This window comes from Nonomuraea sp. NPDC049421 (assembly GCF_040677005.1).
GTDB lineage: Bacteria > Actinomycetota > Actinomycetes > Streptosporangiales > Streptosporangiaceae > Nonomuraea > Nonomuraea salmonea.
The window spans coordinates 164,610-181,912 of the sequence record NZ_JBFAQA010000020.1; the positions used below are offsets into that span (position 1 = coordinate 164,610).

Here is a 17,303-nt window from a genome sequence, read left to right on the forward strand (position 1 = left end):
GAAGATCGCGATCGTCAGGGCGACGAAGATGACGTCGGTCATCCCCACTCCTCAGCTCGGTTGATGGGAGCGCCGCCCCCGGAGAGGCGGCGCAGATCAAGCAAACGTCGGAAATGGGGGAGTTTCGCCGTTCTTGACGGGATTCATACGGCAGTGGCCCGAATATTGACGACCTCGCTACGCCTGCGGCCTGCCGGCGCTCGGGAACCCGGCGACTCCTGCCGCTCAGCCTGAGGTGAGCAGCGAGGTGTAGGCGCTCGAGTGCTCCTGGCCGGACATGAAGGAGACGAACTGCCGGACGAACGCGCTGCGCGAGTAGCCCTCGCCGCCGCCCGCCAGGTCGCGGTGGAAGGCCGTGCGGAACAGGTTGCGGTATTCGCCGGCGTCGATCTTCTCGTCGTCGTCGGTGTCGGTGACGTCGAACAGCACGTCGGCGATCCTGATGAGGCCGGTGCCGGGCAGGCGGGCCGCCGCGGCGGCGTACTCCTCGCGGGTGACCCGCCCGTCGCCGTCGCGGTCGAGCGCGGCCTGCAGCTCGGCCCACCACGCGGCGTACGCCTGGAACAGCCGCTCCTCCTCCTGCCCGCCGAGGTCGAGCCGGGTGGCGATCTCACGTGCCATGGCGGCCAGGTCGGGCCAGCGCAGGCAGCCGTCGCCGGTCTGGTCGAGCACCTCGGTGAAGAACCGGCCGGCCGAGCGGGTCACCTGCTCGCCCTCGTCGTCGCCGGCAGGGGTGAGCAGGCGTACGAGGGCAGCGGCCTTGCCGGCCTGCCGGCGTACGGTCTCCCACGGGCCCTCGCCCTCGGAGTCCAGGAGGTTCATGAAGGACTCCACCCGAGTCCAGCTCTGCGGCAGGTGGCGGGTGGCGAGGGCGGCGCCCAGGTAGGCGCTCTGCATGAGCGTGCGGGCGCCCGGCAGGTCCGGCAGCGCGACCCGCCTGCTGAACGCCTCGGGGAGCGAGGCGATGGTGATCGCCGTGGCCAGCGGGCTCGCCACGGCCCGGCCCGCCGTCCACAGCGCCGGGTGGGCGCGCAGCACGGGCGGGGCGGGCACGTTCGCGAAGAGCCGGTAGAGGATGACGCCGACCGCTTCGTTGTTCTCCAGGCGGTGCTCGACGATGTCGTCGAAGTAGGGCCAGAACTCGGGCAGGGTCGCGGGCAGGTGGTCGGCGGTGCCCTCCATCAGCGCGAGGAACGTACGGTGTTCGTCGTAGAGGCGGCGCATCGCGTCGGCGCCGAGCGCGTCGCCGCTCAGCCGGCACATCGTCACCGTCGAGTCGAACAGGGTGGCCACCACCCACGCGCGTGCCTCGGGGTCGGTCGCGTCGTAGGGGCGGCCCTGGGCGTCGGTGCCCGAGATGCGGGCGTGCAGGCGGTTGAGCCGGGCCGCCTCGCGGTCGCGTACGCGCGGGTCGGGGTCGAGCAGCCGCCGCGCGCTCGTGACGGTGTTGCGCAGCCGCCGCCACGGATGGGTCAGGAACGTGGAGTTCTCCATCAGCGCCGCGCCGATCTGCGGATGGGCGGCCTCCAGCAGGGTGGCCCTGGCCACCGCGAGCCCCCAGCGCGCCTCGGAGGCCAGGGGGCGCAGGAGCGAGTCGGGGCCGAAGACGTCCTGCTGCGGGTCGGTGTGGCTCAACGAAGGCCCTTTCGTGTCACGGTGGTGGGGTGGACGTCGCCGAAGCGGCGCCGGCGACGCAGGTAGGCGTCGAGGCACTCGGCGAAGTGGGCGGCGCGGAAGTCGGGCCAGAGCACCTGGGGGAACACCCACTCGGCGTAGGCCACCTGCCAGAGCATGAAGTTGGAGATGCGCTGCTCGCCCGAGGTGCGGATGACGAGATCGACGTCGGGGGTGTCGGGGTAGGGCAGGTGGGCGGCGAAACCGGCCTCGGTGACCTCGTCGGCCGGCGCCCCTGACCTGATCAGCGAGCGGGCGGCCTGCACGATGTCGCGGCGGCCGCCGTGGTCGAAGGCGACGGTCAGCGTCATGCGGGTGTTGTCGCGGGTGAGCGTCATCAGGTCGGTGATGTCGCGGACCAGCGGGGCCGGGATGCGCGGGTCGCTCATGCCGAGGAAGCGGCAGCGGATGCCGCGCGTGTGCAGCGCGGGCGCGTGCCTGCGGATGGCGCGGCGGACGAGTCGCATGAGGACGTCGATCTCGCCGGCCGGGCGCCGCCAGTTCTCGGTGGAGAAGGCGTACAGACTGAGCCAGGTGACGCCGGCGGCGCGGGCCGCCTCGATGACGTCCATGACGGCGGCCTCCGCGGCCTCGTGACCCGCGGTGCGCGGCAGCGAGCGCTGCTCGGCCCAGCGGCCGTTCCCATCCATCACGCAGGCCACGTGACGCGGCACGGCCATGACCACCCCCATAGCTGACTGTTACTGTCCACATACTTTAAGTGATTCGTGGGTGGGAGTGACAGGTCCTGGATGCTCCTCGGGGGGAAGAGCATTGTGTTCGACATGCATCGAACCGACCTCGCGGGCTTCCTCCGGTGGCGGGGTGCCGCCGCGCTGGCCGCCCTCCTGCTCGCCGCCCCTCCCCACGGCGGGACGAGCCTCGGCGACGTACGCGTGCTCGCCCGCTTCGACCGCGCCGCCGGGCAGGCTGCCGAGAGCATCGCCCCGGAGCCCGGCGGCGGCGCCGTCGTCGGCATGATCCCCGCCCGCCAGGTCGTCCGGGTCACCCGCCACGGCGCCGTCAAGGTGCTCGCCACCATGCCCCTGCCACCGGACGGCGGCGGCACCACCCCCGTCGTCGGGACTCCCGTCGTCACCGGCGTCGCCCGCTCCGCCGACGGCACGATCTCCTTCCTCTACTCCGCGGGAAAGGGCGGGCTGACCGGCGTCTGGCAGCTCCGCGGCTCCGAGGGGCCGCGCCTGATCGTGCCGCTGCCCGCCGACACCATGCCGAACGCGCTGGTCATCGACGGAGCCCGCTTCCTGGTCACAGACTCCGCAGGTGGCCGCATCTGGCAGGCCCCGCTCAGAGGTGGCCGGGCCACGGTGTGGTCGGCGGACCCGGCGCTCGCCCCGGACGGCTTCTTCGGCGCCAACGGCATGAAGGTCCACGACGGCGCCGTGTGGGCGAGCAACTCCGACCGCGGCACCATCGTCCGCATCCCCACGACCAGGGACGGCGGCTCCGGCCGCGCCGAGGTCCGGGCCAGAGGGCTGGAGGGCGTCGACGACTTCGACTTCACCGGCGCGGGCGACGAGCTGCTCGCCGCGATCAACCAGAGCAGCAAGCTCGTACGGGTCGGCGCGGACGGCGCCGGCGAGGTCCTGCTGGACTCCTCCGACGGCATGCAGGGCACCACGGCCGTCGTCGTACGGGGAAACCGCGCGTACATCACCAACGGCGCCAACATCGTAGGCAAGGACTCCAACCTGCTGGTGGCGGACCTGCGCCGCGGCTGAGCAGCGCGGTCCGCCCGGCGATGGGGCAGAATCTTGGTGTCCGGGTCCTGCAGTGTCGATGACGGTAGGAGCAGGTTTGGCACACCGCGAGCGGCCGTTGGACGAAGAGGACCGGATGACCCGCTTCGGCATTCTGGGGCAGCTCGACGTGGTGCGCGCGGGCCGGCGGATCGCGGTCCCGGCCGCCAAGCAGCGGATCGCCCTGGCCACCCTGTTGCTGGACGCCAACCAGTACGTCTCCAGCGACCGCCTCATCGGCCACATGTGGCCCGGCTCCGCCCCCGCCAACGCGCAGGCGGCGCTGCACACCCACATCGCCCGCCTGCGCCACACGCTGGACTGCGACGGAGAGCAGCTGATCCAGACCCGCCAGCAGGGATACCTCATCAGGCTCGAAACCGACCAGCTCGACCTCACCCGGTTCCGCGACCTCGTGAGCAGGGCCGGCGACGCGGCACGTTCCGCCGATCCCGGTGAGGCCGCCCTGCTCCGCGAGGCGCTCGACTTGTGGCGCGGCCCTGCCCTGGCCGACATCCCGGCGGAGTCGCTGCGCCACGACCACGCCGCCCGCCTCGACGAGGAGCGGCTCAGGACGCTGGAACGCTGGCTCGAGCTCGCCCTGCAGAACGGCCGGCACGAAGAGGTCGTCCCCGAGCTGATCGCCGCGACGACTGCGCAGCCCCATCGCGAACGGCTGTGGGCCCAGCTCATGCTCGCCCTCTACCGCTGCGGCCGCCAGGCGGAAGCCCTGCGCGCCTACCAGACCGTCGCCGACCTGCTGAGGGACGAGCTGGGCGTCGACCCGGGCGACGAGTTACGCCGGCTGCACCAGGCGATCCTGACCACCGACCCCGCACTCGCCCCGCGCCCCGCGGCCGAGGAGCCGCCGCCGGGGCTGCGCCCGCGCCAGCTGCCCATGGACATCGCCGCGTTCACCGGCCGCGACGACCAGCTCAGAGCCTTGGACGGGCTCCTGCCGGTCACCGGAGGCCGGGCGACGGGACCGGTCAGGATCGCCGTGATCACCGGGACGGCCGGCGTCGGCAAGACCGCCCTGGCCGTCCACTGGGCCCATCTGGCTCACGAGCACTTCCCCGACGGGCAGCTCTATGTAGACCTGCGCGGCTTCGCATCGGGCCCGTCCCTCGACCCCGCCACTGCCCTGGAGACGCTGCTCCTCGGACTCAACGTCCCTGTCGAGCGGATCCCCACCGAGCTGGACGCCCGCTCGGCGCTCCTGCGCAGCGCGCTCGCCCAGCGCCGCATGCTGCTGGTCCTGGACAACGCGCGCGACGCCGGGCAGGTACGTCCGCTCCTTCCCGGCTCCGACTGCGTCGTCCTGATCACCAGCCGCGACCAGCTGCGCGCGCTGTCCGTGCACGGCGACACCGTTCACCTGCCCCTCGCCGTCATGTCGCCGGGGGAGTCCACGAACCTGCTCGCCTCCGTCCTCGGCGCTGGCCGGGTGCAGGCCGAGCCCGAGGCCACCGCGGAGCTGGCCCGCCTGTGCGCGCACCTGCCCCTGGCCCTGCGCATCGCGGCCGCCAACCTCGCCGTCGACCACTACCAGAGCGTCGCCGGGTACGTCGCGGAGCTGCGCACCGGAGGTCCCCTCACCACCCTGCGGATCGAGGGCGACGAGCAGACCGCGATCCGCGCCACCCTGAACCTCTCCTACGCCGCCCTGCCGGGCTCCGCACGGGCGGCGTTCCGGCTGCTCGGTCTCGTGCCAGGGCCTGACTTCACGTCCGAGGCCGCCGCGGCGCTGAGCGGCACCCCGGTCGAGGAGGCGCGGCGCGAGCTCGACCGGCTGGCCGGCGCCCACCTGATCCACCGCAACGCGCCCGGCCGCTACCGCTTCCACGACCTGCTGCGCCTGTACGCCGCGGAGCGCGCTCGCGAGGAGGATGGCCCCGAGACGCTGGAGCGGGCCAGGCAGCGGCTGTACGGCTGGTACCTGCTGAACACGCGCGCCGCCGGCGGCCGCCTCCATCCCTCCTGGTCCCGGCTGCCGCCTCCGGCGACGCGGGCCGACGTGCCGGTTGCCGCCTTCGACGACCCGGGGCCCGCGTCGGAGTGGCTGGCCGCCGAGTACGCCAACCTCGTCGCCGCCATCCACCAGGCCGTCTCCTCAGGCCCCCGGAGGTTCGTGTGGCTGCTCTTCGACGCGATGCGCAGCTACTTCTGGACGAGCCGGCGCATGAGCGACTGGCTCTCCTGCGCGGAGGCGGCCGTCGCGGTGGCCGGCGAGGAGGGTGACGCGATGGCGATGGTCGCGGCGCTGCGCGGCCTGGCCGCCGCCCATTCCTACCAGAGGCCGCATGAGGCCATCCCCCTGTACACCCGGGCCCTGTCGTACGCCGACGAGGCCGGATGGCAGGAGGGCAAGAGCGCCACCCTGTCCAGCCTCGCCAACACTTACTGGCGGCTCGGGCAGCTCGCCGACGCGGCCCGCTGCCTGGAGGACGGCATGCGGCTGGACAGGCGTACCGGCCTGACGAGCATGCAGGCCGTCAAGCACACCAACCTCGCGGTGGTGCACACCCAGCTCGGCAACCTGCACGTCGCGTTCGACCATGTCCAGCAGGCCCTGCGGCTCAAACCGGATCACGACGGCGCCAAGCACACCAACCTCGGCGAGGTCTGCCACCTGCTGGGCCGTTTCGACGAGGCGCTGAAGCACCTCCACGTGTCGCTGGCCCGCATGGCGGCGAGCGGGAACCACGCCGGCGAGCCCTATTGCCTCGTCGTCCTCACCGATCTGCACAGCGACCTCGGCCGCCACGCAGAAGCGCTGGACTTCGGCGAACGGGCGCTGACCCGCAGTCGCGACATCGAGGACTGTCATGCCGAGGCGCTGGCGCTCACCGCCCTGGGCCGGGTCCACCGCGCCGCCGGCCGCCCCGCACAGGCCGTGGAACACCACCGCAGGGCCATCGAGGCGGCCGGCGAGGACAACCTGTTGCCCAGGATCGCCGCGCTGATAGGGCTCGCCGACGCCGTCGAGGACCACGCCGAGGCGGTGTCCTGCGCAGCGGAGGCGCTCCGGCTCGCCCGCGAGCGTTCGTCCCGGCTCCTGGAGGGCCAGGCGCTCACCGCGCTCGCCGAACGCGCGCTCGCCGCGGGAGACCGCGCCACAGCGGTCCGGTACGCGGAGCAGGCCCTGGGCGCCCATCGCGACACCGGCCACCGCCTGGGCGAGGCCCGCACCCTGCGCACGCTCGGCGACGTCGGGCACGGGCCGGAGTCCCGCAAGCTGGCCGCCGAACTCTTCGCCGAGTTAGGCGTCACTCAGGAGCTCGGCTCCTGATCAGCTTTCCGTGAACCACTCGAACCACCAGCCGGTGGCGTCGTTCCAGTAGCAGGAGCTGACGTAATGGTCGATGTCCCATTCGCGCTTGGCCTTGTTGCACTCGCCCAGGGTCGGGAACGGCCCTGTCCGGCCGTACGGCGGATCGGCCTGAACAGCCGATGCGGGAGCGCCGGTGGTCGCGATGGCCGGTGCCGCCGGTACGGTCACGACGGCGGCGATGAACGCCCCGGCCGTCAGCTTCTTGATGAGTCCCATCGGTGAGCCTTCCTTTCTGGTCGCGACGGATGATCCGTCGTGGCAGCGCCCTCGGCGAGGTAGCCGGAGGCCTGGAGGGTGAACAGCCGGCTGTAGGTGCCGCCGGCCGCCATGAGGTCCTCGTGCCTGCCGCACTCGGTGATCGAACCGTCCGCGAGGACGACGATGAGATCGGCCTCCCGTACGGCGCCGAGCCGGTGGGAGACGAGCAGGCTCGTCCGGCCGGCACGGATCTCCCGCAGCTTGGCGTGCACGTCGTGCTCGGCCTGCGCGTCGAGCCCCGCGCCGGGTTCGTCCAGGATCATCAGGTCACGCCCGGCCCGCAGGAACGCCCGCGCGATGGCGATCCGCTGCCACTGCCCGCCCGACAACAGCACGCCGGCGCTCTCGTCGACGCGGTCGGTGAGTGTGAGGAACGTCCTGGTCAGCAAGGTGTCGTAGCCGCGCGGCAGGCTCCGCAGCACCTCGTGGACGCCGGCCCGGTGCGCCGCTGCCTCGATCCTGGGCAGGTCGCCTGCCGCCGACATGTCGCCGACCGCGATGTTGTCGGCGGCGGTGAAGTCGTAGGTCATGAAGTCCTGAAACACCGCGCCGATCCGGGCACGAAGCTCGCCGGCGGGCACGTCGCGCACGTTGACCCCGTCCCACAGGATCGAGCCGCGTACCGGGTCGTAGAACCGGCACAGCAGCTTGACCAGGGTGCTCTTCCCCGATCCGTTGAGCCCCACGAGGGCGGCGCATCGGCCGTACGGGATGAACAGGTGCACGCCGCGCAGGATCCACGGGTGGTCGTCGCTGTAGCGGAACCACACGTCGCGCAGCTCGACACCGCGCCGCAGAGCGGGCAGGCGCCGCGGCGTGGCCGCCTGGGGCAGGTCGGGCTCGGCGCGGAGCACCGCCATGTAGTGCCCGAACGCCAGAAGCTGGAGATGGACGCCGCCGGCGGCCGACACCGCACCCCCGAGCGCCGTGTGCACGCCTCCCAGGGTGCCGACGAGCATGGCGACGTCCCCGACCGTGCCCTGCCCGCCGGCCACCATGGTGATCATCCAGATCAGGCCGAACCCGGAGACGATGGCCGACATCAGCACCAGCGCGCCGTGCGTGACGAGTTCGCGCCGGTCCATGGCCTGCTGGGCCGCGTTGACCGCCCGAACCTCGGCGCGGATCCGCCCCCGCAGGAACGCCCCGAGGCCGAGCAGCCGTACCTCCTTGGCCGCGCGCCCGCTTCCCAGCAGGTCCTGGTAGAAGAGCTCGCGGCGCTGGGCCGGGGTGATGGCCTGCATCATCCCGGCCCGCCGGCGCGACAGGCGCAGCTCCATCAGCACCATCGGCAGGCCGGAGGCGAGGACGATGGCGGTGATGAGAGGGCTGACCACGGTCAGCGAGCCGAGCAGGCCCAGCACTGTCATCACGTTGCGTCCCACGCCGATGGCGGATTCCAGCATGCTGCCCGGCGCGGCGGCGCTCTGCTGGGCGAGCCGCAGCCGATCGAGGAAGGCCGGATCCTCGAACCGGACGAGCCCCGTCTGACGTTCCAGGGCGGCGAACAGCTCATCCCTGGCCGTCAGAGCCATCCTGCGGTTCGCCTCGGCCACGAGGTAGCGGCCGGCCTGTGGGCAGACGGCGCTCAGCAGCCCGGCCCCGGCCAGGCCGGCCGCCAGGAGCCACGCGGTGTCCCGCGAGCCGGGCGCCGCCAGCCCGTCCACGGTCATCTTGGTCAGCCATACCGTCACGATCGGTGCGGCGACGGAGACGGCCGTCAGCCCGAGATGGCCGAGCACCCGGCCGGCGGCCACGCGGCGCGCCAGCGAGACCGCCTGTGCCAGGCCGGACATCAGCGAGATCCTGTCCGTGCTCATCCCCGATCCTTCGAGTGAGGTCGCCGGCGGGGCGGAACCCCGCCGGCGTGCCGATCTCAGCGGTGAGTCACCGGCCGGTCGTGAGATGCGGTCATTCCGACTTGTGGGTCTGGGTGACGAACGGCGTCTCACCGTCGTCACCGGCGGCCTGCGCCACCGACGCCGCGCCCACCACGGTCGCCGCCGCCATGAGCACGGCTCCGACCATTGCGGCGGCACTGGAGATCTTGCGCATCACGGTTCTCCTTCTCCTTTGTGTTGCGGATTTGTGTTGCGGACGCGTGCCAGCATCGCCGACGGCTCTGTCGGCGCCCTGTCGCGGCGGTGACGCCGGCGCACACCTGCCGAAAGCACGACGAAAGGGCTCACACGAGCAGCAGCCGGGCCCAGGCCGGCACCTGCTCGCCGCCCGCCGCCAGCAGTGCCAGCGCGACCCCCGCGGCGCCCCTGAGCAGGCCGGGATTGTCGACCCGGCGCCCGTCGGCCTCCACGTCGGCGTAGCCGAGCAGCGGCTGCGGCCGGAAGCGGCCGAGCAGCGCGCCGGCGTGGCCGGCGGCGGCCGAGCGGAGCACGGGGTCGCCCGTGTCCGCGGCGAAGGCCGCCGTGAGCAGCCATCTCCCGGCCAGGCCGTGGCAGAGACTCGGTGAGGGCACCGGTACGGGGCCGTGGCAGCGCAGGCGTACCGCGTCCACCGCGAAGTCGCGGATGTCCGCGTCGTCCAGCGCCTCGCCGGCGTGGAAGAGGGCACGGGCGATGCCGGCGTCCCCGTGACACCACGAGCCGCCGCCCGAGCGTCTGCCGTCGTCGGGGCGGGGACCGAGGTCCACGCGGGCCGGCCACATGCCGTCGCGGACGTGAGCCATGAGGAAGCGGGCGCCCCACCGTACGGCCGCGGCGGCGTCCCGGTCCGGTGTCCGCCGGTGCAGCAGGGAGAGCGCGGCGAGCACGCCCGCCACGCCGTGCGCCAGACCGAGGTCCACCACGGGTCTGCCCGGTTCCAGGAGATAGCCGAGGTTTTCGATCCCGCTCGGGCTCAGCAGCCGGACGAGCGGGCCGGTGACGGCGGAGCAGGCCGCGTCCACGGCGGGGGTGCGCTCGCGTACGACGAGGTAACCCACCCAGCCGGAGATCCCGGAGACCACGTCGTAGTAGCTCGGCCCGGACGGCAGCCGTCCCGGCAGGCTCCCCATGAGCGGCAGCATGGCCGCGTCGAGCGCCTCGGTGAGGTCGCGGTAGCGGGAGCCGCCCCGGCTGCAGGCCCACACCGCCGCCGCGTACCCGACACGGCCGGAGAACAGCGCCAGCGAGCCGTCGGGCCGGCCGGCCGGCTCCAGGCCGGCGGCGAGGAACTCGTGCGCCCGCGCGTCCCAGCCCTCCCTGGGACAGGCCTCGTCCAGCGCGGCGCACAGCAGCGCGAGCCCGGCGTCGCCTCTGGACAGGCCGTCCCGGCTCCAGCCGGCGACCTGCGGCCTGAGCGTGGTCCGCGCCAGGCGGGCCAGGGACTCCTCCCGCAGCGCCGGGTCGATCACGAGCCGGGCGACCCGGGCGGCGGTGTCCTGCATCGTTCCCCCAGCTAAGGCGGGATAGCCGGTCGGCATCGGATTGTTAGCGGACGTTCCTACGATTCGGCCCATGGCGCGAAACCCCCTGTCGATCCTCGATCTCGTTCCTCTGACCCCCTCCGCCGGCCCGGCCGTGGCGCTGCGCGCCAGTGCGGAACTGGCCCGCCTGGCCGAGTCGCTGGGCTTTCACCGCTACTGGGTGGGGGAGCATCACGGCGCGGCAGGCGTCGGCGCCTCCGCGCCCGCCGTGCTGATCGCCCACCTCGCCGCCGCGACCTCGGCGATCCGGCTGGGCGCCGGCGGGGTGATGCTGTCCAACCACGCCCCGATGGTCGTCGCGGAGCAGTTCGCCACCCTCGAAGGGCTGCATCCCGGACGCATCGACCTCGGCGTCGGCAGCGCCGCCGGGGCCACCGCCGAGGTCGCGCAGGCGCTGCGTCAGGGCGCCCAGGACAGGTTCGCCGGCAAGCTCGCCGACCTTTCCTGCTTCCTCGGCGGCGCCTTCCCGCCCGGCCATCGTCACGCCGGCATCCGGGTGAGCCCCGCCGCCGTGCCGGCGCCTCCGCTGTGGCTGCTCGGCGCGAGCGAGTCCAGCGCCCGCCTCGCCGGGGAGCTCGGACTGCCGTACGCCTTCGCCCACCACCTGAACGCGGCGGGAGCCGAAGGCGCGCTGGCGGCGTACCGGGGCTCGTTCCGGCCATCGGCGCGGCACGGCCGCCCGTACGCCCTGGTCAGCGTGGCCGCCGTCGCCACCGACAGCGAGGCGGGCGCGCACCGGCTGGCGCGGGACGCCGGCCTTCCGGACGGCGCGCTCGTGGGCGACGGGCCCGCCGTGCGCGCGGCCCTGAAGGTCATGCGGGACGAGCTCGGCGCCGACGAACTCATGATCGTCACGAATGTCGCCGACGCGGCGGCCCGCAGGCGCTCGTACACGTTGCTCGCGCCCTTCAGCCGATGAGCAGGGCGGCGTCCCACCGGCTCGTGGGAGCGCCGCCGACGGCGTAGGCGTGCAGGGCCAGTGCGGTGCCGCCGGAGCCGTCGAGCAGCCCGGCACCGTCGGCGGGCGGTTCGTCCGCCGCGATCGGGTAGCGGAACCCGAACGGCAGCGCGGGGTCGAAGTGCGCGATCGTGTGCCGGGCGGCGAGGCCGGCCACCAGGTGGGCGGCCTCGCCGCCCCCGTCGGCGGCGATGCGAAGGGCGATGTGCAGCAGCCCGGCCCAGCCGTGACACAGGCCGGGCCCCGCCAGGTGCAGCTGCCCGGCCGGCCGCTCGATCAGGCAGCGCATCGCGTCGTCGGCGACGCGCGACCAGTCGGTTCGTCCCAGGGCGAGCCCCGCGAGCTGGATGGCGCGGGCGATGCCGGGGACGCCGTAACACCAGGTGGCGTTGCACGCGACCGGCGGCTCGTCGCGGCCGAGCCATTGGGAGAGGGTGAGCGTGCCGGGCCAGCCGTCCGGTCGCCGCCATCGCAGCAGGACGTCCGTGATGGCGGTGATCGCCCTCCGCTGGCCCGGCACCCGCCGGCCTTCCCGCCAGGCGACGGCGAGCAGCGCGAGCGGGCCGGCGATGCCGTGCGCGAGCCCGAGGTTGGCGTGGCCGTGCGCGTACCGGGGGTCGTGCCGGGCCTGGAACCACGGCGGTCCCGCGACCCACCAGCCGGGCACCTCGTGGCCGGCGACCTCGGCCGGCTCGTCCGTGAGGGAGACCAGGAAGGATAGCACCTCGCGCAGGGCGATTCCGCCGGGGTCGGCCATGAGGAGGTAGCGGCCGAGCCCGGTCAGCCCCTGGATGACGTCGTAGCCCGCCATGGTGAGGGTCCCCGGCGCCCGCGGGGCCAGGCGCTCGACGCGCAGGAGGGCCAGGTCGGCCACATACGGGTCGAGCTGGGCCAGCAGGAGGCGGTAGTCGTCCGGAGTGGCGGCCGTGGCGCGGGCGGCGAAGGCCAGGGCGGGCAGGCCGTCGTACAGGGCGCCGCCGTCGGAGGGAGGCTCCTGCGCGATGGCCCGCGCCAGCAGGGCGTGCGCCGTCCGGCGGGCCTCCGGCCGGGTCGCCGCCAGGTCGGCGTGCAACAGGGCGGCGGCCGGGAGACCGGTGCTGAGGGACAGACCTGAACGGCCCGTTTCCCTGCGCACCGACCGCTCGGCCAGGCGCTCGACGGCGTCCACGTCCGCCAGCCGCCCGGCCAGCAGCGCGGTGATGTCCGCGGTGGTGCCGCGCAGGTCGTTCGTCGTGCCCGCGGTGCTCATAGGGCGTGCCTCCTGTGCCTGGCCGGCAGTGTGGTGACGGCTGCTGCGGTGCTCATCCGGCGTGCCTCCTGCGCCCCGCGTCGGCGTCGAGGACGCCTCTGAGCGTGGCCAGCGCGTGCGCCTCCACTTCCCGGTCGAGGCCGAGGAGCCGGTTGGCGTGCATGTGCTGCACGCTCCTGACGATGTCGAGCCGTTTCCGTGTGTCGGTGGCGGCCAGCTCGGCGGCGTAGTCCGCGAGCGCCGTGCGGCGCCGGCGCCAGGTCTCGACGAGCTGCGCGCCGCCCGGCTCGGCCGCCAGCGCCTCCCAGTCGCCATACGGGTCGATGAGCCGGACCGCCGCCCTCCTGTGCCCCTGGAAGACGGCGTGATGGTCGCCCTTGTGGACGAGGTCCAGGTAGCCGGTGGCCCAGTCGTCGCCGCCGAGATGGCGGGCGATCTCCATCAGGTTCATCGCGGCCACGAACCACGGGTCCCAGGGGAGCACGCCGTCGCGGAGCAGGCGCAGTTGCCGCAGCACGGACTCGCTGTCTGCGTGGAAGAGCCGTTCGGCCGCCGGCATCGCCTTCTCGCCGCCGTAGCGGACGTACTCGGGCTCGTAGGTGTCGAGCGTCATCCGCCGCAGGGCGCCCGCCGCGCAGCCGGCCGCCACCCAGTCGCGCAGCGCCGGCAGCACACGGCCGGCCAGTGCGCCTGGGGTTCCGGCCAGACGCATCCGCACATGGGGATCAGGGTCGCGATAGCGCAGGAAGTGCCAGTGATCGACGGCGGGGCCGACCTGCTCCAGCAGCGCGGGCAGCCGGTCGACGAGCAGCTCGTCCTGGTGCTCCTCGATGAGGTAGAGCTTGGCGTAGAGCCACTCCCCGCCGGCGTGGTGGCGCCGCCGCGGCCAGTCGAGCGTGACGGCGGGCGGCGTGGGCGGCGGTGTGGCGGACCGTCCGGTCAGCGGCACGACGATCTCGTTGCCGTGACCGTCGCACCACCCCGTCCCAGGCGAGCCGCCGCCCGGTGGTTCCGCCAGCACGGCCACGCGGTCCCTGTCCAGCTCGCGCCTGAGCAGCCGCTGGTGCGGGACGGCGGTGAGGTCGAGCGGGAGCCGCAGGTCGTGGGAGACGACCTCGACGTGGCCGGGCACCGACCAGCGCTCCCGCCAGGCGTGCAGCGCCGCGCGCCAGCCGTCCCACGACAGGCCGGTGTCGCGCAGCTCGGGGCCGGGCAGCCAGCGGGCCGAGAAGAGCACGGTACGCCCGTACCGCACCCGTGGCAGGTACGGCAGATCGGCGAGGCCGTCCCACGACCAGGCCGAGACGCCGCCGGCCCGGCGGGAGGCGATCTCGCCGAGCAGCCGGGCCACGTTCGGCTGCCGGTACGGATTGAGCATGTTGAAGGACATCGGGACGATCTCGTGTCCGAGTGGTGTGGCATGGACGTACAGGCGGTGGAGGTCGGCCGTGACGACCAGGTCGTCGAGACCCAGCACGCCGTCTTGCCCACGGTCGAAGTAAATGCCGAGCGCCACCTGGTGCGGCAGGACCGGCGGCACGCGGATGACGTTGCCGGAGCGTTCCTCGTTCGGCTGGTAGAACAGCTGCACGGGCACCGCGCCCCGATCCGTGTCGCCGGGCGGCGACACGACCTGCCGCAGCCGGTCCGCCAGGCCGCCGAACATGGCGGTGAAGCGGCCGAAGAACGAGCCGGGGCCGATCGAGCCCAGTCCGGCCGCCACGACCAGCCGGAAGTCCCCGCGCGTGATCTCCGCCAAGGAGCCGGCCAGCAGGGAGACGCACACGTCCAGGTCAGGGGCCGGTCTGGAGGCGCCGTCGTGGCGTACCAGCGCGGCGATCGACTCCTCGTCCAGGACGACCTCCTCGTGTCCCGACCCGATGGCCTCCATGGCGAGCTCTGCGAGCCGCCGTCGCCGCCGCGTGTCCGCCGGGGGCGGGCGATGAGTGAGCCGGCGGGAGCCGGCGGGCAACGCGTACGTGGCGGGCGCGTCCAGGCCGCGGGCCGGATCCAGCAGCTCGCGCAGCGGGACGGCGCAGCCGACGCCGTAACGATCCACGAACGCCTGGTGGTATTCGGCGTAGTGCTCTGGCACGTCGTCGGGGGTCATCCGCCACAGCAGGTCCACCGCGCTCTCCAGCTCGCGCAGCACCACGCCGGGCAGGCTCGCCTCGGCTCCGGCGCGCAGGTCGACCTGCAGCGGCCGCTCGCTCGCGTGCAGGTGCGACATCGAGGAGCCGAGCGAGCGCAGCCGCGCGGTGCCCGCGCCCGGCGGGCTCGCGGCGTACGCGCCGATCGCGGCCTGGATGTCGCGCAGCGCCCTGGCGCGGCCCACGTCCAGGCGGTCGATGACGTGTCCCAGCGGGTCGGCGCTGTGCGGTGGCGGCGGCAGCTCGCTGACCAGGAACTCCTGCTCCAGGAGCGCGCCGATCAGGCCCGCGGCGGTGTCCTCGGGCACGCCGGGGAACGCTGCGCGCAACTTCGTCAGGAGGACCTCGTGAGGTACGGGCCGGTGGGCCGCCTCCATGCACAGGCGCACCGCCTCGGTGCCGCGTACCGACGCCTCGAAGCCGGCCTCCTTGCCGTGGGCGGCGCGTGTGTACGGCAGGACGAGCCGGTCACCGCGCCACGTCGCCAGGTCGTTGCGGACCAGCAGGAGCCGCGCGCGGACGTCGGGCAGGCGCTCCCACTCGCGCACGAGCCCGAGCAGCCAGTCCATGGACGGGCGAACGGCCTTCACGGGCGGCCCGGCCCTGTACCCCGCGGGCCCGTCGAACCGCACGACGGTCACGGCGGCCATGAGCCCGAACGGGGTCGGCCTGGACGACATGCGCAGCAGGTATTTCGTCACGGCATAGGCGGCACGGCGCAGCTTCGGGAACGGGACCGGCCCGCCGCCTTCGATCTTGGCGAGATCACGCGCCAGGGAACCGCTCGACACTTCCAGTGCCTCGCGTACGAAGGGGTCGGCGACGATCTGCTCGATGTACGCCCGCAGCTGGCCGGACTCGGCGGGATCGTCGAAGTCAGGGCAGGTCAGGGTGATGGCGGCCGCCCCGGGTCGCCGGGTGGGAATCCGCAGCAGCCCGAAAGGGGCGCCGCTGAAATTCATGGGCATGAGCCGATGCTAGAAACGCCCGCTAATATTTCCCTGTTATTTCCATGAATTGCGGAAGCGTGATTGACAATTGCTCTCCCAGATGCCAGCCTGCGATTTCGAGAAAGGAGGAAAAATGGCTCGTAGTAGCGATTTGCACAATGGGGCGTTCGACTTGCAGTTGCGCGTGCTGCCTGCTCGGGGCGGGGTGGCGGCGGCTCAGGAGATGACCGTCCCCACCGCGATCACCTGCAATGAATGCGTGTCCGTCGTGGGCTCCAACACGTGCTGGAGCACCTGCAAGGACACCTGCTGCCCGGCACAGACCCAGACCAGGGTCTGCTGATCCGAACCTGGCGGGCGCTCCCGGCGGCCGGTGTCAGAGATGTCCGGCCGCCGGGACAGCGGGACGACGGAGCGACGACAGGCGGCGGAAAGCGCCGGCGGATCTCCTTGAAGGATGAAGCGTTCACTGCAGAGTCTCGTCAAGGACCCGGAGCCGTCGATGGCCGCCGTCCCCGCCCGCCGCTTCGGCGTGCTCGGCACGTTGCGGCTGGACATCGGCGGCGGAACGGTCGCCGTCACCGCCGGGAAGATGAAGGTCGTGCTCGCGGCGCTGCTGCTCAACGAGAACGAGCCAGTGACCGGCGACAGGCTGATCGAGTACATGTGGGACAGGCCGCCGGCCTCCGCGCGCACGCTGCTGCACTCGGTCGTCCTGCGGCTGCGCAGGATCGCCGGCGACCGCGGGTTCATCCTCACCCGCGGATCCAACTACGTCCTGAGGGTGGAGCCGGGCGAGCTCGACCTGCACGACCTCGCCGCCCTCCTGGAGCAGGCGGACCGGGCGCGCGCCCGGTCCGACGTCGCCACCGAGCACGCTTGCCTCACCCGGGCCGTCGAGCTGTGGCGCGGGCCGACGCTGGCCGACGTGCCCTCGCCGGCGCTGCGGCTGGGGATCGCCACGCGGTTCGACGAGATGCGGCTGCAGGCGCTGAACCGGCGCATCGACCTGGACCTCGCCCTGGGCCGGCACGCGCAGGCCGTCAGCCGGTTGCGTGAGCTGACGCATGAGCATCCGTACAACGAGCCTTTCTGGGCGCAGCTGATGACCGCGCTGTCCCGCTGCGGGCGGCAGGCCGAGGCGCTGGACGCCTATCACGAGCTGCGCCGCGTGCTGGGCAGGGAGCTCGGCATCGAGCCGGGGCCTGACGTGAGGGCCGTCTTCCAGTCCATCCTGCGGCCCCGCCGGGACAAGGCGCTACGACTACGCAACGTGACAAGCGGTTGACGCCCGCGGGTGTGGCGGTCTAGGGGAGCGGGATTCGGGTGGCTATATCAGGAGATCGGACTCTTCCAGCGGCGTGGACGAGTTGATGCATTTGCGCAGGTCAAGCCGATAAGCGTGGCAATGGTCACGGAACGTGATCACGGGAACGCTACCAAGCCCTGTTTATCCCGTTTTAAGGGCATTTATGGGCATTCATGAGGGCCGTCCACCCTATTTGACTATCTTGGTCTCCCCGGAATACTGGGTGGGCGAACGGCGCCG

Annotated in this window: 13 protein-coding genes; 5 read left to right on the forward strand and 8 right to left on the reverse strand. The window is 73.0% G+C overall.

The window, feature by feature from the left end; translation table 11 throughout:
- Positions 1-225: 225 nt before the first annotated feature.
- The gene (locus AB0K18_RS30785; protein WP_364921108.1) at positions 226-1,635 is read right to left on the reverse strand and encodes an oxygenase MpaB family protein; all 1,410 of its coding nucleotides are present in this window, start codon (positions 1,633-1,635) and stop codon (positions 226-228) included.
- Positions 1,632-2,354: a polyprenyl diphosphate synthase gene (uppS, locus tag AB0K18_RS30790; protein WP_364921111.1), complete on the reverse strand. Its 723-nt coding sequence runs from the start codon at positions 2,352-2,354 to the stop codon at positions 1,632-1,634. The genes AB0K18_RS30785 and uppS overlap by 4 nt, the downstream gene beginning before the upstream one ends.
- A gap of 105 nt (positions 2,355-2,459) precedes the next feature.
- Between uppS and AB0K18_RS30795 the strand changes: the two genes are divergently transcribed.
- Both AB0K18_RS30795 and AB0K18_RS30800 read left to right on the forward strand, forming a co-directional pair.
- On the forward strand, positions 2,460-3,416 hold the full coding sequence (locus AB0K18_RS30795) for a hypothetical protein (protein ID WP_364921113.1): 957 nt from the start codon (positions 2,460-2,462) through the stop codon (positions 3,414-3,416).
- Positions 3,417-3,492: 76 nt separating this feature from the next.
- On the forward strand, positions 3,493-6,726 hold the full coding sequence (locus AB0K18_RS30800; protein ID WP_364921117.1) for a BTAD domain-containing putative transcriptional regulator: 3,234 nt from the start codon (positions 3,493-3,495) through the stop codon (positions 6,724-6,726).
- Here the strand turns inward: AB0K18_RS30800 and AB0K18_RS30805 are convergent, their stop codons facing one another.
- The 4 genes from AB0K18_RS30805 to AB0K18_RS30820 form a co-directional block, all read right to left on the reverse strand.
- Entirely contained in the window at positions 6,727-6,984 is a 258-nt protein-coding gene (locus tag AB0K18_RS30805) for a hypothetical protein (RefSeq protein ID WP_364921120.1), read from the reverse strand.
- Positions 6,963-8,846, reverse strand: coding sequence for an ABC transporter ATP-binding protein (locus tag AB0K18_RS30810; RefSeq protein ID WP_364921123.1), 1,884 nt, complete (start codon positions 8,844-8,846; stop codon positions 6,963-6,965). The genes AB0K18_RS30805 and AB0K18_RS30810 overlap by 22 nt, the downstream gene beginning before the upstream one ends.
- Positions 8,847-8,937: 91 nt before the next feature.
- Positions 8,938-9,081 (reverse strand): hypothetical protein, encoded by a 144-nt coding sequence (locus AB0K18_RS30815; RefSeq protein ID WP_364921125.1) that lies wholly within the window; start codon positions 9,079-9,081, stop codon positions 8,938-8,940.
- A 130-nt stretch (positions 9,082-9,211) separates the two neighbouring features.
- The gene (locus tag AB0K18_RS30820) at positions 9,212-10,408 is read right to left on the reverse strand and encodes a lanthionine synthetase LanC family protein (RefSeq protein WP_364921128.1); all 1,197 of its coding nucleotides are present in this window, start codon (positions 10,406-10,408) and stop codon (positions 9,212-9,214) included.
- Between the two features lie 70 nt (positions 10,409-10,478).
- Between AB0K18_RS30820 and AB0K18_RS30825 the strand changes: the two genes are divergently transcribed.
- Positions 10,479-11,366, forward strand: coding sequence for an MsnO8 family LLM class oxidoreductase (locus AB0K18_RS30825; RefSeq protein WP_364921131.1), 888 nt, complete (start codon positions 10,479-10,481; stop codon positions 11,364-11,366).
- On the opposite strand, the gene AB0K18_RS30830 is transcribed toward AB0K18_RS30825, so the two are convergent.
- Positions 11,356-12,654, reverse strand: a complete 1,299-nt coding sequence (locus AB0K18_RS30830; protein ID WP_364921133.1) for a lanthionine synthetase C family protein — start codon at positions 12,652-12,654, stop codon at positions 11,356-11,358. The two genes, AB0K18_RS30825 and AB0K18_RS30830, sit on opposite strands and share 11 nt — an antisense overlap.
- A 52-nt stretch (positions 12,655-12,706) precedes the next feature.
- A complete protein-coding gene (locus AB0K18_RS30835) occupies positions 12,707-15,772 on the reverse strand; it encodes a lantibiotic dehydratase (protein ID WP_364921135.1) in 3,066 nt (1,021 codons plus the stop codon).
- 115 nt (positions 15,773-15,887) lie between these two features.
- Here AB0K18_RS30835 and AB0K18_RS30840 point away from each other — a divergent pair, with 115 nt between their 5' ends.
- The gene (locus tag AB0K18_RS30840) at positions 15,888-16,097 is read left to right on the forward strand and encodes a hypothetical protein (RefSeq protein ID WP_364921137.1); all 210 of its coding nucleotides are present in this window, start codon (positions 15,888-15,890) and stop codon (positions 16,095-16,097) included.
- Positions 16,098-16,211: 114 nt separating this feature from the next.
- A complete protein-coding gene (locus AB0K18_RS30845) occupies positions 16,212-17,042 on the forward strand; it encodes an AfsR/SARP family transcriptional regulator (RefSeq protein WP_364921139.1) in 831 nt (276 codons plus the stop codon).
- Positions 17,043-17,303: the final 261 nt, after the last annotated feature.